The following is a 14,752-nucleotide window of genomic DNA, read 5'->3' on the forward strand; positions in this document are numbered from 1 at the left end:
GAGTGCCCCGGGTGGCCCAGTGAACTACGGGAGGGGGGTATGTGCAACACGGTACTGAACACCGTTGTCATTGCCCTGACCTGCGAAGATGTCCCTCAGTGAGTCAAGAGGGCGCCCACCTGGCGGACCACTCCCCGAGACGCCCAGCTCACCCGTTTGGCGGACGGGCCACCGATCGCCGATGATGATCACGCGAGGACGCCCGGCACCGGGCGGACACGGGCGGACCGGAGGGAGTCGGCCGCGCGAAGGCTCGGTGAACTCACGCTCCGTCCATCCGATAGCCTCAGCCGACGTGCCGCCGCCCCGTGACCGGGCCCGCACCGCCGTGCCCGGAGCCGCCAGGCCCCGCCGGCCCTCTGCACCGTTCCAAGGAGTGAGTTCGTCTGTCGACCGCCATCCTCACCGGCCCGCCGGCACCCGGATCCTCGCTCGACGGTGATCTGCGGTCGCTCGGCTTCGACGTCCGCCGGGCCGCCGGACCCGAGGAGGCCCGCGCGCTCCTCGACGCCGTCCCCGCGGGCGAGCGGGTCGCCCTCGTCGACTCCCGCTTCGTCGGCCACCTGCACTCCCTGCGCCTCGCGCTGACCGACCCCCGCTTCCCGGCCGCCGCCGTGCCCGGCGCGCTCGCCGCGCAGGCCGAGGCCCGCCCGGCGCTCGCCCGCGCGCTCGCCACCGGACCCGCGCCCACCGCCCCCGACGGGGACCTCACCGGCACCGTCGCCGACGCCCTCGGCACCGAGGGCGTCGCCGTGCACCGGCCCGCGCTCGGCACCCTCGTCGCCGACGTCCCCGCCGACGCCGCCGCCCGCCACCGGGCCCGCGCCGCCGTCGACGCCGTCGACGACGAGGCCGTCCGCCTCCGCTCCGCCGTGAAGGCCCACGACGGCTTCTTCACCACCTTCTTCATCAGCCCCTACTCCCGGTACATCGCCCGCTGGTGCGCCCGCCGGGGCCTCACCCCCAACCAGGTCACCACCGCCTCGCTGCTCACCGCCCTGATCGCGGCCGGCTGCGCGGCCACCGGGGAGCGCGGCGGCTACGTCGCCGCCGGCGTCCTGCTCCTGCTCTCCTTCGTCCTGGACTGCACCGACGGGCAGCTCGCCCGGTACGCGCTCAAGTACTCGACGATGGGCGCCTGGCTCGACGCCACCTTCGACCGGGCCAAGGAGTACGCCTTCTACGCGGGCCTCGCCCTCGGCGCGGCCCGGAACGGCGACGACGTCTGGACCCTCGCGCTCACCGCGATGATCCTCATGACCTGCCGGCACGTCGTGGACTTCTCGTTCAACGAGGCCAACACCGACGACGAGGCCGCGGCCGGCAGCACCGCGAAGACCAGCCTGGCCCTCTCCAGCAGGCTCGACGGCGTCGGCTGGACCGTCTGGGCCCGCCGCATGATCATCCTGCCGATCGGCGAGCGCTGGGCGATGATCGCCGTCCTCACCGCCGTCACCAGCCCCCGGATCGTCTTCTGGGCCCTGATCGTCGGCTGCTCCTTCGCCGCCTGCTACACCACCGCCGGCCGCCTGCTGCGCTCCGTCAAGCGCCGCGCCCCGCGCTCCGACCGGGCCGCCCGCGCCCTCGCGGACCTCGCCGACTCCGGCCCGCTGGCCCGGCTCGGCGCCCGGATCTTCGGCGACCGGGGCCGCCGCATCGGCTTCCTCTTCGCCCTCGGTGGCGCGGCCGGGATGCTGACCTCGGCGTGGATGTGGCCCTTCGGCGACCGGCAGGTCGTCATCATGGCCCTCTTCTACGGGATCTTCTGGTCCGGCTTCGCCGTCTCCGGCCCCCTCAAGGGCGCCTTCGACTGGCTCGTCCCGCCCTTCTTCCGGGCCGCCGAGTACGGCACGATCGCGATCCTCGCGGTCAAGTCGGACGCCCCGCACGCCGTCCCGGCCGCATTCGGCCTGGTCGCGGCGGTCGCCTACCATCACTACGACACGGTGTACCGCATTCGCGGAGGCACCGGCGCGCCGCCCGCCTGGCTGGTGCGGATCACCGGCGGACACGAGGGGCGCACGCTCCTGGTGGCCGTCCTCGCCGCTCTCCTCGTGGACCGCGGCGACGACTTCACCCTGGCGCTCACCGCCCTGGCGGCCGCGCTCGCCCTCGTGGTGCTCGTGGAGTCCATCCGCTTCTGGGTCTCCTCCGGAGCACCCGCCGTTCACGACGAAGGAGAAACAGCATGATCGGCCTCGTTCTGGCAGCCGGTGCGGGACGGCGACTGCGCCCGTACACCGACACCCTCCCGAAGGCCCTCGTGCCCGTGGACGGCGACACCACCATCCTCGACCTCACGCTGAAGAACTTCGCCGAGATCGGCCTCACCGAGGTCGCGATCGTCGTCGGCTACCGCAAGGAGGCCGTCTACGACCGCAAGGAGGCCCTGGAGGCGAAGTACGGCCTGGAGATCACCCTCGTCGACAACGACAAGGCCGAGGAGTGGAACAACGCCTACTCCCTGTGGTGCGCCCGCGAGGTCCTCAAGCGCGGCGTGATCCTCGCCAACGGCGACACCGTCCACCCGGTCTCCGTCGAGAAGACCCTGCTCGCCGCCCGCGGCAAGGGCCAGAAGATCATCCTCGCCCTCGACACGGTGAAGAAGCTCGCCGACGAGGAGATGAAGGTCGTCGCCGCCGAGGGCGAGGGCGTCCGGCGGATCACCAAGCTGATGGAGCCCTCCGAGGCCACCGGCGAGTACATCGGCGTCACCCTCATCGAGGCCGAGGCCGCCGAGGAGCTCGCGGACGCCCTCAAGGTCACCTTCGAGCGCGACCCCGACCTCTACTACGAGGACGGCTACCAGGAGCTGGTCAACCGCGGCTTCACCGTCGACGTCGAGCCCATCGGCGAGGTCTCCTGGGTCGAGATCGACAACCACGACGACCTCGCCAAGGGCCGGGAGATCGCGTGCCGGTACTGACCCGACTCATCCCGTCGCCGGTCGTCGTCGACATCCGCCGGGGCGCCCTGGAGGACCTCTCCGGGCTCCTGGCGGACCAGCGGATCTCCAGCAACGGCAAGATCGCCGTCGCCATCAGCGGCGGCTCCGGGCTCAAGCTCCGCGACCGGTTCGCCCCGGAGCTGCCCGGCGCCGACTGGTACACGGTCTCCGGCGGCACCATCGACGAGGCGGTCAAGCTCGCCGACGCCATGCGCGGCAAGCGGTACGACGCCGTGGTCGCCCTCGGCGGCGGGAAGATCATCGACGTCACCAAGTACGCGGCGGCCCGGGTCGGGCTGCCGCTGGTGGCCGTGGCGACCAACCTGTCGCACGACGGGATCTGCTCGCCGATCTCCACCCTGGACAACGACAACGGCCGCGGCTCCTACGGCGTCCCGACCCCGATCGCGCTGGTCATCGACCTCGACGTGATCCGGGACGCCCCGGTCCGCTTCGTCCGCTCCGGCATCGGCGACGCGATCTCCAACATCTCCGCCCTCGCGGACTGGGAGCTGTCCCACCGCGAGAACGGCGAGAAGATCGACGGCCTGGCCGCCGCCATGGCCCGCAGCGCGGGCGAAGCGATTCTGCGCCACCCCGGCGGCGTCGGCGACGACGACTTCCTCGTCACCCTCTCCGAGGGCCTGGTGATGTCCGGCATCGCCATGTCGATCAGCGGCGACAGCCGCCCCTCCTCGGGCGCCTGCCACGAGATCAGCCACGCCTTCGACCTCCTCTTCCCGGAACGCGCGGCCAGCCACGGCGAGCAGTGCGGCCTCGGCGCGGCCTTCGCCATGCACCTGCGCGGTGCCCGCGAGGAGGCCGGGGTCATCGTGGCCGCCCTGCGCCGCCACGGCCTGCCCGTGCTGCCCGGGGAGATGGGCTTCACCCCCGACGAGTTCGTCCGGGCCGTGGAGTTCGCCCCGCAGACCCGGCCGGGCCGCTTCACCATCCTCGAACACCTCGACCTGTCCACCGACGAGATCAGGGACGCGTACGCCGACTATGCCCAAGCCATCGGTAGCTGAGCTCCGCCCGGTCGTCCACCCGCCGGGTGTGAAGGACCGGCGCAGCGGCGAGCACTGGGGCGGCCGCCTCTACATGCGGGAGATCTCCCTCCGGATCACCCGGCAGCTGGCGAACACCCGGGTCACCCCGAACCAGCTGACGTACCTGATGACGCTCGCCGGCGTCCTCGCCGCCCCGGCCCTGCTGGTGCCGGGCGTGTGGGGCGCCGTCCTCGGCGTCGTCGCGGTGCAGATGTACCTGCTGCTCGACTGCGTCGACGGCGAGCTGGCCCGCTGGAAGAAGCAGTACTCGCTGGCCGGCGTCTACCTCGACCGGGTCGGCGCCTACCTCTGCGACGCGGCCGTCCTCGTCGGCTTCGGCCTGCGCGCCGCCGACCTGTGGGGCGGCGGCCGGATCGACTGGCTGTGGGCCTTCCTCGGCACCCTGGCCGCGCTCGGCGCCATCCTGATCAAGGCCGAGACCGACCTGGTCGGCGTCGCCCGCCACCAGAACGGCATGGCCCCGGTCAAGGAGGCGGCCTCCGAGCCCCGCTCCTCCGGCGTGGCCCTGGCCCGCCGGGCCGCCGCCGCGCTCAAGTTCCACCGGCTGATCCTCGGGATCGAGGCGTCCCTGCTCATCCTGGTCCTGGCCGTGGCCGACCAGCTCCGGGGCGACCTCTTCTTCTCCCGGCTCGGCGTCGCCGTCCTCGCCGGCATCGCCCTGCTCCAGACCGTCCTGCACCTCGTCTCGGTCCTGGCCTCCAGCAGACTGAAGTGAGGCCGGCCGGCCGGTGCCTCCCGGGGCACCGGCCGGTCACCGTGATGGCGTACGGTGTGGCGACCCGAGGGGTCGTCCCCGGCCACCCGACCTCGGTACCCCCGACGTGCCGCAGATCTTGAACACGAAAGTTTCGACTGTGAGTGACATTCACCAGGGCGGGGCGGTCGCGACGAGCGCGCCCCCGTCCTCCGTCGACGAGGGCCTGGCCCCGGGCGACCTCGCCGCCAAGTACGGCCTGTCGGTGAGCGGCGCCCGGCCCGGACTGTTCGAGTACGTCCGCCAGCTGTGGAGCCGCCGCCACTTCATCGTGGCCTTCTCCTCGGCGAAGCTCACCGCCCAGTACAGCCAGGCCAAGCTCGGCCAGGTCTGGCAGGTGGCGACGCCGCTGCTCAACGCCCTCGTCTACTACCTGATCTTCGGGCTGATCCTGGGCGCGGGCCGGGGCATGGGCAAGGACGTCTACATCCCCTTCCTGGTCACCGGCATCTTCGTGTTCACCTTCACGCAGAACTCGGTGATGGCCGGCGTCCGGGCGATCTCGGGCAACCTCGGACTGGTACGGGCCCTGCACTTCCCGCGCGCCAGCCTCCCCGTCAGCTTCTCGCTCCAGCAGCTCCAGCAGCTGCTGTTCTCGATGGTCGTGCTCGTCGCGGTCGCGATGGTCTCCGGCAGCTACCCGGCGATGAGCTGGCTGCTGGTGGTCCCGGCCCTCTTCCTCCAGTTCGTCTTCAACGTCGGCATCGCGCTGATCATGGCCCGGGCCGGCGCCAAGACCCCCGACCTGGCCCAGCTGATGCCCTTCGTCATGCGGACCTGGATGTACGCCTCCGGCGTCATGTTCTCCATCCCCGTGATGCTCAAGGACAAGCCGGCCTGGATCGCCGACGTCCTCATGTACAACCCGGCGGCGATCTACATGGACCTCGTCCGCTTCGCCCTCATCGACGGTTACGGCGCCGAGAACCTGCCCGCCCACGTCTGGGCCGTGGCCGCGGGCTGGGCCGTGCTGTTCGGCGCCGGCGGCTTCGTCTACTTCTGGAAGGCTGAGGAGAGGTACGGCCGTGGCTGACAGCACCCAGGGCGCGCAGATCCCCACCGTGATCTGCGACGACGTCCACATCGTCTACCGGGTCAACGCGGGCGGCGGCGGCAAGGGCGGCGCCACCGCGGCCCTCAGCCGGATCGTCGGCAAGGGCAAGGCCGAGGTCAACCGGGGCGTCCGCAAGGTGCACGCCGTCCGCGGCGTCACCTTCACCGCCTACCGCGGCGAGGCCATCGGCCTCATCGGCACCAACGGCTCCGGCAAGTCCACCCTGCTGCGCGCCATCGCCGGCCTGCTGCCCACCGAGAGCGGCAAGGTCTACACCGACGGCCAGCCCTCGCTGCTCGGCGTCAACGCCGCCCTGATGAGCGACCTGACCGGCGAGCGCAACGTCATCCTCGGCGGCCTCGCCATGGGCATGAGCCGCGAGGAGGTCGACCAGCGGTATCAGGACATCGTCGACTTCTCCGGGATCAACGAGAAGGGCGACTTCATCAGCCTCCCCATGCGGACCTACTCCTCCGGCATGGGCGCCCGGCTCCGCTTCGCCATCGCGGCCGCCAAGAACCACGACGTGCTCCTCATCGACGAGGCGCTCGCCACCGGTGACCGCAAGTTCCAGATCCGCTCCGAGGAGCGCATCCGCGAACTGCGCAAGGAGGCCGGCACGGTCTTCCTGGTCAGCCACAGCAACAAGTCCATCCGGGACACCTGCGACCGGGTGCTCTGGCTGGAGAAGGGGCAGCTCCTGATGGACGGCCCCACCGAGCAGGTGCTGCGGGCGTACGAGCGCGAGACCGCCCGCTGACCTCCGCGCCGCCCGTGCTCCCGCACGCCCCCCACCGCACCGGTGGGGGGCGTTCCGGTTTTCGCGGGTCGCGCTCCCACGCGGAATGTTCATGCGGTCAACATCGGGCAGGATGAGCCCATGGCAGGGATCTCGGGCGGAAAGAACTACCACCACGGCGACCTGCGCAACGCCCTCGTCTGCGCGGCCGTCGACCTCGCCACCGAGGGCGGCCCCGAACGGGTCGTCCTGCGCGAGGCGGCCCGCCGGGTCGGCGTCTCGCCCACCGCCGCCTACCGGCACTTCGACGGCCGGGGCGAACTGCTCCGCACCGTCCGCGCCCACGCCAGGACCCGGCTCGCCGACGCCATGGAGCGGGCCGCCGCCCGCGAACCCGGCGCCGACGACCCCGTCCTCGCCGCCGAGCGCCGGCTCGGCGCCCTCTGCCGCGGCTACGTCGGCTTCGCCGTCGAGCACCCCGGCCTCTACCGGGCCGCCTTCCAGACCGTCCGCCCCACCGGGACCCCCGTCCCCGCCGCCCGCCCGCCGGAGGCCGAGATCCGCGCCTTCGCCCTGCTCGCCGAGGCCCTCGAAGCCCTCGGCCGCACCGGCGGCCGCCGCTGCGCCGCCGGGGCCGCCGCCTGGTCCGCCGTGCACGGCCTCTCGCTCCTCCTCCTGGAGGGGCCGCTGCGCCGGCTCCCCGCCCAGCGCCGAGACGACGTCGTCGCCGCCACCCTCGCCATGGTCGTCGCGGGCGCCCGCGCCCGCTGACCCGCCCGCCCTCCCGGGCCCGCTCGCATCCGCACAGGTCAGCCCCGCCGGCCGGCCCCGGCGCGGCGGACGGGCCCCCGAATGGCGACGGCCCTCGTACGACGTAAGCTGTACCGGTCTGATCCACATCGCCCCCGGAGTCCCCGGGAGCACTCCGCGGGCGCGTGCTCCGCGCGCGGCGGTGTGTCCGAAATAGGATGGATTCGACCGGCGGTGTAGAACAGGAGACATGACGGCCATGACGCAGCATCTCCAGCACCCCGTGGGCGGCGCCGTCCCCACGCGGGGCGCCGCCCGGTGACGGCTCCCCGCCCCGTGCGCGCCGACCCCGCCTCGCGCGCCACGCTCGGCAAGGCGGCGGACGAGAACTTCCCCGTCGCCCCCTTCTTCCTGCCCCGCGCCTGGCGCGACGACCTCATGGCCGTCTACGGCTACGCCCGCCTCGTCGACGACATCGGCGACGGCGACCTCGCCCCCGGCGGCGCCGACGCCCGCGCCCTCGGCGTCGTACCCGGGGAGGCCGGCGACCGGCTCGTCCTCCTCGACGCCCTGGAGGCCGACCTCGCCCGGGTCTTCGACGGCACCCCCCGCCACCCCCTGCTGCGTGCCCTCCAGCCCACCGTCCGCCGCCGCGCCCTCACCCCCGAGCCCTTCCTCGGCCTCCTCCGGGCCAACCGCCAGGACCAGCTCGTCCGCCGCTACGAGACCTACGACGACCTCCTCGCCTACTGCGAACTCTCGGCCAACCCCGTCGGCCGCCTGGTCCTCGCCCTCACCGGCACCGCCACCCCCGAGCGGATCCGCCGCTCCGACGAGATCTGCACCGCCCTCCAGCTCGTCGAGCACCTCCAGGACGTCGCCGAGGACCTCGCCCGCGACCGGATCTACCTGCCCGCCGAGGACCTCAAGCGGTTCCACGTCACCGAGGACGAGCTGGCCCGCCCCACCGCCGGCGCCGCCGTCCGCTCCCTCATCGCCTTCCAGGCCGAGCGCGCCCGCGCCCTGCTGCACGCCGGGACCCCGCTCGTCGGCAGCGTCCACGGCCGCCTCCGCCTGCTCCTCACCGGCTTCACCGCCGGCGGACTCGCCGCCCTCGACGCCATCGCCGACGCCGGCTTCGACGTCCTCGCCGGCCCGCCGAAGCCCACCAAGCCGAGCCTGACGCGCCAGGCGGGAGCGGTCCTGCTCCGGGCGCGGAGAGAGGGGGGAACGTGACCGTGGAGGAACTGACCCGGCCGTCCGCGCCGGTCCAGGCCGCCTACAGCTACTGCGAGGCCGTCACCGGACAGCAGGCGCGGAACTTCGCGTACGGCATCCGGCTCCTGCCGGCCGAGAAGCGGCAGGCCATGTCGGCCCTGTACGCCTTCTCCCGCCGCGTCGACGACATCGGCGACGGGCCGCTGCCCGCCGCCGAGAAGAACGACCGCCTGGAGGCCGCCAGGACCGTGCTCTCCCGGGTCCGCAAGGGAGACATCGCCGAGGACGACACCGACCCCGTCGCGGTCGCCCTCGCCGACGCGGCCCGCCGCTTCCCGATCCCGCTCGAAGGACTCGACGAGCTGATCGACGGCGTCCTCATGGACGTCCGCGGCGCCACCTACACCACCTGGGACGAGCTGAAGGTCTACTGCCGGTGCGTCGCCGGCGCCATCGGCCGCCTCTCCCTCGGCATCTTCGGCCCCCAGCGCGGCGCCGACGCCGAGCGGGCCGCCGAGTACGCCGACACCCTCGGCCTCGCCCTCCAGCTCACCAACATCCTCCGCGACGTCCGCGAGGACGCCGGGAACGGCCGCACCTACCTCCCCGCCGAGGACCTCGACCGCTTCGGCTGCGGCGACGGCTTCGCCCGCCCCCTGCCGCCCGGCGCCGACTTCGCCGGCCTCGTCCACTTCGAGGTCCGCCGCGCCCGCGCCCTCTTCGCCGAGGGCTACCGGCTGCTGCCCCTGCTCGACCGGCGCAGCGGCGCCTGCGTCGCCGCCATGGCCGGCATCTACCGCCGCCTCCTCGACCGCATCGAGCGCGACCCCGCCGCCGTCCTGCGCGGCCGCGTCTCGCTCCCCGGACCCGAGAAGGCGTACGTCGCCGTCCGCGGTCTCTCCGGCCTCGACGCCCGCCACATCGCCCGCCGCACCGACCGGGGGCGCACCCGATGACCGCCCCCGCCGCCCGCGACACCGCCCCCCGCACCGCCGTCGTCGTCGGCGGCGGCCTCGCCGGGACCACCGCCGCCCTCCAGCTCGCCGACGCCGGGGTCCGCGTCACCCTCCTCGAAGGCCGCCCCCGCCTCGGCGGCCTCGCCTTCTCCTTCCGCCGCGGCGACCTGGACGTCGACAACGGCCAGCACGTCTACCTCCGCTGCTGCACCGCCTACCGCTGGTTCCTCGACCGGATCGACGGCGCCCGCCTCGCCCCCGTCCAGGACCGGCTCGACGTCCCCGTCCTCGACGTCGCCCACCCCCGCGGCCCCCGCCTCGGCCGGATCCGCCGCGACCCCCTGCCGGTCCCGCTCCACCTGGCCCGCAGCCTCGCCACGTACCCCCACCTCTCCCTCGCCGAGCGGCTCTCCGTCGGCCGCGCCGCCCTCGCGCTCGGCCGCCTCGACCCCGCCGACCCGGCCCTCGACGGCATCGACTTCGCCACCTGGCTCGGCCGCCACGGCCAGTCCGCCCGCACCGTCGAGGCCCTGTGGGACCTGGTCGGCGTCGCCACCCTCAACGCCACCGCCCCGCACGCCTCCATGGGCCTCGCCGCCATGGTCTTCAAGACCGGGCTGCTCTCCGACCCCGGCGCCGCCGACATCGGCTGGGCCCACGTGCCCCTCGGCCACCTCCACGACACCCTCGCCGGCAAGGCCCTCGACGGCCTCGGCGTCCGCACCCTGCGGCGCACCAAGGCCGAGCGGATCACCCGCGCCGACGACGGCCGCTGGACCGTCGAGGTCCCCGGCGAGACCCTCACCGCCGACGCCGTCGTCCTCGCCGTCCCGCAGGCCGAGACCCACGGACTGCTCCCCGACGGCGCCCTCGACGACCCCGACCGGCTCCTCGACATCGGCACCGCGCCCATCGTCGACCTGCACGTCGTCTACGACCGCAAGGTACTCAAGCGGCCCTTCTTCACCGCCCTCGGCTCCCCGGTCCAATGGGTCTTCGACCGCACCGCCTCCTCCGGCCTCACCGGCGGGGGCCAGTACCTGGCCGTCTCCCAGTCGGCCGCCCAGGACGACATCGACGCCCCCGTCGCCGAACTCCGCGAGCGCTACCTCCCGGAGCTCGAACGCCTGCTGCCCGCGGCCCGCGGCGCCGGCGTCCGCGACTTCTTCGTCACCCGGGAACGCACCGCCACCTTCGCCCCCACCCCGGGCGTCGGACGGCTGCGCCCCGGCACCCGCACCCGTGCGCCCGGTCTGTATCTGGCCGGCGCCTGGACCGCCACCGGCTGGCCCGCGACCATGGAGGGTGCGGTCCGAAGCGGTTTCAGCGCTGCCGGCGCGGTGCTCTCCGCCTTCGGCCGCCGCCACGACCATCCGCTGCAGGAGGCGGCATGAGTGTGATCACAGGAACTAGAGGAGAGACCGTGCCGACCGTGCCCCCGGGGACCCCGGCCGTCGACACCGCGGACGTGAGCGCCCTGCTGGAGCGGGGGCGGACGCTGTCCACCCCCGTCATGCGGGCGGCCGTCGCCCGGCTCGCACCGCCCATGGACACCGTGGCCGCCTACCACTTCGGCTGGATCGACGCCGAGGGCAACCCCACCGACGCCGACAGCGGGAAGGCCGTGCGCCCCGCGCTCGCGCTGCTCTCCGCCGAGGCCGCCGGAGCCACCCCCGAGACCGGTGTCCCCGGAGCCGTCGCCGTCGAGCTGGTGCACAACTTCTCGCTGCTCCACGACGACCTGATGGACGGCGACGAGCAGCGCCGCCACCGCGACACCGTGTGGAAGGTGCACGGCCCGGCCCAGGCCATCCTGGTCGGCGACGCCCTCTTCGCCCTCGCCAACGAACTCCTCCTGGAACTCGGCACCGTGGAGGCCGGCCGCGCCACCCGCCGGCTCACCACCGCCAGCCGCAAGCTGATCGACGGCCAGGCCCAGGACATCTCCTACGAGCACCGCGAGCGGGTCACCGTCGAGGAGTGCCTGGAGATGGAGGGCAACAAGACCGGCGCCCTCCTCGCCTGCGCCGTCTCCATCGGCGCCGTCCTCGGCGGCGCCGACGACCGCACCGCCGACAAGCTGGAGGAGTACGGCTACCACCTCGGCCTCGCCTTCCAGGCCGTCGACGACCTCCTCGGCATCTGGGGCGACCCCGACGCCACCGGCAAGCAGACCTGGAGCGACCTGCGCCAGCGCAAGAAGTCGCTGCCCGTCGTCGCCGCCCTCGCCTCCGGCGGCGAGGCGTCCGAGCGGCTCGGACGGCTCCTCGCCGAGGACGCCAAGTCCCCCGTCTTCGACTCCTTCACCGAAGAGGACTTCGCCCACCGCGCCGCCCTCATCGAGGAGGCCGGCGGCCGCGACTGGACCGCCGAGGAGGCCCGCCGCCAGCACGCCGTCGCCCTCCGCGCCCTGGACGAGGTCGACATGCCCGCCCACGTCCGCGACCAGCTGGTCGCCCTCGCCGACTTCGTCGTCGTACGGAAGAAATGACCATCCGCCAGCAGATATGAGTGCGCGGTCGCCGGCCGGCGCCACCACCCGGCGCCGGCCGACGGCAGACCCGAAGAAGCAGAAGCAACCGACTGCACGAAGGGGAAGCCATGACAGCGACGACCGACGGAAACGCCGGAGGGCCCGTCCCCCTCGCTCCCGCGGCCGGTACCGGCCGGCGGCACCGCGCGACCGTCCCGCACGACCTCGAAGAAGCCGCGGCCCGCGCCACCGAGCGGGCCACCACCCACCTCCTCGCCCTCCAGGCCCCCGACGGCTGGTGGAAGGGCGACCTGGAGACCAACGTCACCATGGACGCGGAGGACCTCCTCCTGCGCCAGTTCCTCGGCCGCCTCGACCCCGGCACCGCCGCGGCCGCCGCCCGGCACATCCGGGCCGGCCAGCACGAGGACGGCGCCTGGCCCACCTTCTACGGCGGGCCCGGCGACCTCTCCGCCACCGTCGAGGCGTACGTCGCGCTCCGCCTCGCCGGGGACCCGCCCGACGCCCCGCACATGGCCCGCGCCGCCGCCTGGGCCCGGACCCGCGGCGGCATCGCCGGCTGCCGCGTCTTCACCCGCATCTGGCTGGCCCTGTTCGGCTGGTGGCGGTGGGAGGACCTGCCCGAACTGCCACCGGAACTGATCTACCTGCCCCGGTGGTTCCCCCTCAACATCTACGACTTCGGCTGCTGGGCCCGGCAGACCATCGTGCCGCTCACCGTCGTCTCCGCGAAGCGCCCGGTCCGCCCCGCGCCCTTCCCCCTCGACGAACTGCACACCGACCCCGCCGACCCGGCCCCGCCCCGCCCGCTCGCCCCGCTCACCGGCTGGGACGGCCTCTTCCAGCGCCTCGACAAGGCCCTGCGCGTCTACCACCGCTTCGCCCCGCGCGGCCTGCGCCGGGCCGCCATGAACTCCGCCGCCCGCTGGATCGTCGAACGGCAGGAGAACGACGGCTGCTGGGGAGGCATCCAGCCGCCCGCCGTCTACTCCGTCATCGCGCTCCACCTCCTCGGCTACGACCTCGACCACCCGGTGATGCGGGCCGGTCTGGAGTCCCTCGACCGCTTCGCCGTCTGGACCGACGGCCCCGACGGCCCCGTCCGCATGGTCGAGGCGTGCCAGTCGCCCGTCTGGGACACCTGCCTCGCCACCGTCGCCCTCGCCGACGCGGGCCTGCCCGCCGACCATCCGGCCCTGGTCAAGGCCGTCGACTGGATGCTCGACGAGGAGATCACCCGGCCCGGCGACTGGGCCGTGCGCCGGCCCGGACTGCCGCCCGGCGGCTGGGCCTTCGAGTTCCACAACGACAACTACCCCGACATCGACGACACCGCCGAGGTGATCCTCGCCCTGCGCCGGGTCCGCCACCCCGACCCCGCCCGGGTCGGGGGCGCCGCCGCCCGCGGCGCCCGCTGGACCCTCGGCATGCAGTCCCGCAACGGCGCCTGGGGCGCCTTCGACGCCGACAACACCAGCGCCCTCCCCAACAAACTGCCCTTCTGCGACTTCGGCGAGGTCGTCGACCCGCCCTCCGCCGACGTCACCGCCCACGTGGTGGAGATGCTCGCCCACGAGGGCCTCGCCGCCGACCCGCGCACCCGCCGGGGCGTCGACTGGCTCCTCGCCGCCCAGGAGCCGCACGGCGCCTGGTTCGGCCGCTGGGGCGTCAACCACGTCTACGGCACCGGCTCGGTGCTCCCCGCGCTCACCGCCGCCGGACTGCCCCCCTCCCACCCGGCGATCCGCCGCGCCGTCGCCTGGCTCGGCACCGTCCAGAACGAGGACGGCGGCTGGGGCGAGGACCTGCGCTCCTACGCCGACCCGGCCTGGGCCGGCCGGGGCACCTCCACCGCCTCCCAGACCGCCTGGGCCCTCATCGCGCTCCTCGCCGCCGGGGAGCGGGAGTCGGAACCCGTCCGCCGGGGCGTGGCCTGGCTGGCCGGGACCCAGCGCGAGGACGGCTCCTGGGACGAGCCGTACTTCACCGGCACCGGCTTCCCCTGGGACTTCTCCATCAACTACCACCTCTACCGGCAGGTCTTCCCGCTCACCGCGCTCGGCCGGTACGTGCACGGCGAGCCCTCGCCCGGCGGGAGTCCGTGATGGACCGCCCGCCGGGGGACCGGGGCGCCGCCGCCGTGCCGCCGCTGCTCGTCGCCTGCGCCCTCGGCATCGAGCGCCTCGCCCTGCGCGGCGGCGACCGGGACGGCGCGCCCGGCCCGGTCCGGGTGGTGCGCACCGGCATGGGTCCCGACCGGGCGGCCCGCGGGGTCGCCCGCGCCCTGGCCCGGCCGGGCTGGGCGGGGGCGGCCGTCGTCGCCTCCGGCTTCTGCGCCGGGCTGGCCCCCGGCATGCACCCCGGCGACCTGGTGGTCGCCGGGGAGACCCGGGGCCCCGACGGCACCACCCCCTGCGACGGCGCCGACCTGCTGGCCAAGGCGCTGGCCAGGGCGCTGCCCGGCCGGACCGTCCACACCGGCCCGCTGACCGGCTCCGACCACGTGGTGCGCGGCCCCGAGCGGGCCGCGCTGCGGGCCGGCGGCGCGATCGCCGTCGACATGGAGTCCGCCGCCACCCTGCGGACCGCGCGGGCCGCCGGACCCCGGCCCGTTGCGGCCGTACGGGTGGTCGTGGACGCACCCGAACACGAACTCGTCCGGATCGGCACGGTGCGCGGGGGAATATCGGCCTTCCGCGTCCTTCGTGCCGTCCTTCCCGCATTCTCCGAATGGCACCGTTCTCTGCTGCTCCCCAGGAGGTGAGCCGGT

General features: G+C 74.2%; 13 protein-coding genes. All 13 read left to right on the top strand.

The window, feature by feature from the left end:
• Positions 1 to 386 precede the first annotated feature (386 nt).
• The 13 genes from IE219_RS09875 (at position 387) to IE219_RS09935 (ending at position 14,746) form a co-directional block, all read left to right on the top strand.
• Positions 387 to 2,192 (top strand): DUF5941 domain-containing protein, encoded by a 1,806-nt coding sequence (locus IE219_RS09875; protein WP_189976416.1) that lies wholly within the window; start codon positions 387 to 389, stop codon positions 2,190 to 2,192.
• Entirely contained in the window at positions 2,189 to 2,926 is a 738-nt protein-coding gene (locus IE219_RS09880) for a phosphocholine cytidylyltransferase family protein (protein ID WP_189976219.1), read from the top strand. The genes IE219_RS09875 and IE219_RS09880 overlap by 4 nt, the downstream gene beginning before the upstream one ends.
• Positions 2,914 to 3,975, top strand: coding sequence for an iron-containing alcohol dehydrogenase family protein (locus IE219_RS09885; protein WP_189976220.1), 1,062 nt, complete (start codon positions 2,914 to 2,916; stop codon positions 3,973 to 3,975). The genes IE219_RS09880 and IE219_RS09885 overlap by 13 nt, the downstream gene beginning before the upstream one ends.
• On the top strand, positions 3,953 to 4,732 hold the full coding sequence (locus IE219_RS09890; RefSeq protein WP_189976221.1) for a CDP-alcohol phosphatidyltransferase family protein: 780 nt from the start codon (positions 3,953 to 3,955) through the stop codon (positions 4,730 to 4,732). Before IE219_RS09885 ends, IE219_RS09890 begins: the two co-directional genes overlap by 23 nt.
• A 139-nt stretch (positions 4,733 to 4,871) precedes the next feature.
• A complete protein-coding gene (locus tag IE219_RS09895) occupies positions 4,872 to 5,804 on the top strand; it encodes an ABC transporter permease (protein ID WP_189976222.1) in 933 nt (310 codons plus the stop codon).
• Positions 5,797 to 6,585: an ABC transporter ATP-binding protein gene (locus IE219_RS09900; protein ID WP_189976223.1), complete on the top strand. Its 789-nt coding sequence runs from the start codon at positions 5,797 to 5,799 to the stop codon at positions 6,583 to 6,585. Before IE219_RS09895 ends, IE219_RS09900 begins: the two co-directional genes overlap by 8 nt.
• A gap of 120 nt (positions 6,586 to 6,705) precedes the next feature.
• On the top strand, positions 6,706 to 7,335 hold the full coding sequence (locus tag IE219_RS09905; protein WP_189976224.1) for a TetR/AcrR family transcriptional regulator: 630 nt from the start codon (positions 6,706 to 6,708) through the stop codon (positions 7,333 to 7,335).
• 297 nt (positions 7,336 to 7,632) lie between these two features.
• Positions 7,633 to 8,550: a squalene synthase HpnC gene (gene hpnC, locus IE219_RS09910; RefSeq protein WP_189976225.1), complete on the top strand. Its 918-nt coding sequence runs from the start codon at positions 7,633 to 7,635 to the stop codon at positions 8,548 to 8,550.
• Positions 8,547 to 9,488, top strand: a complete 942-nt coding sequence (gene hpnD, locus IE219_RS09915; protein WP_373298805.1) for a presqualene diphosphate synthase HpnD — start codon at positions 8,547 to 8,549, stop codon at positions 9,486 to 9,488. The genes hpnC and hpnD overlap by 4 nt, the downstream gene beginning before the upstream one ends.
• On the top strand, positions 9,485 to 10,882 hold the full coding sequence (hpnE, locus tag IE219_RS09920) for a hydroxysqualene dehydroxylase HpnE (RefSeq protein ID WP_189976226.1): 1,398 nt from the start codon (positions 9,485 to 9,487) through the stop codon (positions 10,880 to 10,882). The genes hpnD and hpnE overlap by 4 nt, the downstream gene beginning before the upstream one ends.
• Positions 10,879 to 11,979: a polyprenyl synthetase family protein gene (locus tag IE219_RS09925; RefSeq protein ID WP_189976227.1), complete on the top strand. Its 1,101-nt coding sequence runs from the start codon at positions 10,879 to 10,881 to the stop codon at positions 11,977 to 11,979. The genes hpnE and IE219_RS09925 overlap by 4 nt, the downstream gene beginning before the upstream one ends.
• 110 nt (positions 11,980 to 12,089) lie before the next feature.
• The gene (gene shc, locus IE219_RS09930; protein WP_189976228.1) at positions 12,090 to 14,087 is read left to right on the top strand and encodes a squalene--hopene cyclase; all 1,998 of its coding nucleotides are present in this window, start codon (positions 12,090 to 12,092) and stop codon (positions 14,085 to 14,087) included.
• Positions 14,087 to 14,746, top strand: a complete 660-nt coding sequence (locus IE219_RS09935) for a phosphorylase family protein (RefSeq protein WP_189976229.1) — start codon at positions 14,087 to 14,089, stop codon at positions 14,744 to 14,746. The genes shc and IE219_RS09935 overlap by 1 nt, the downstream gene beginning before the upstream one ends.
• Positions 14,747 to 14,752: the final 6 nt, after the last annotated feature.

Origin of the sequence: Streptomyces termitum, from assembly GCF_014650175.1 — a bacterium.
Lineage (GTDB): Bacteria > Actinomycetota > Actinomycetes > Streptomycetales > Streptomycetaceae > Streptomyces > Streptomyces termitum.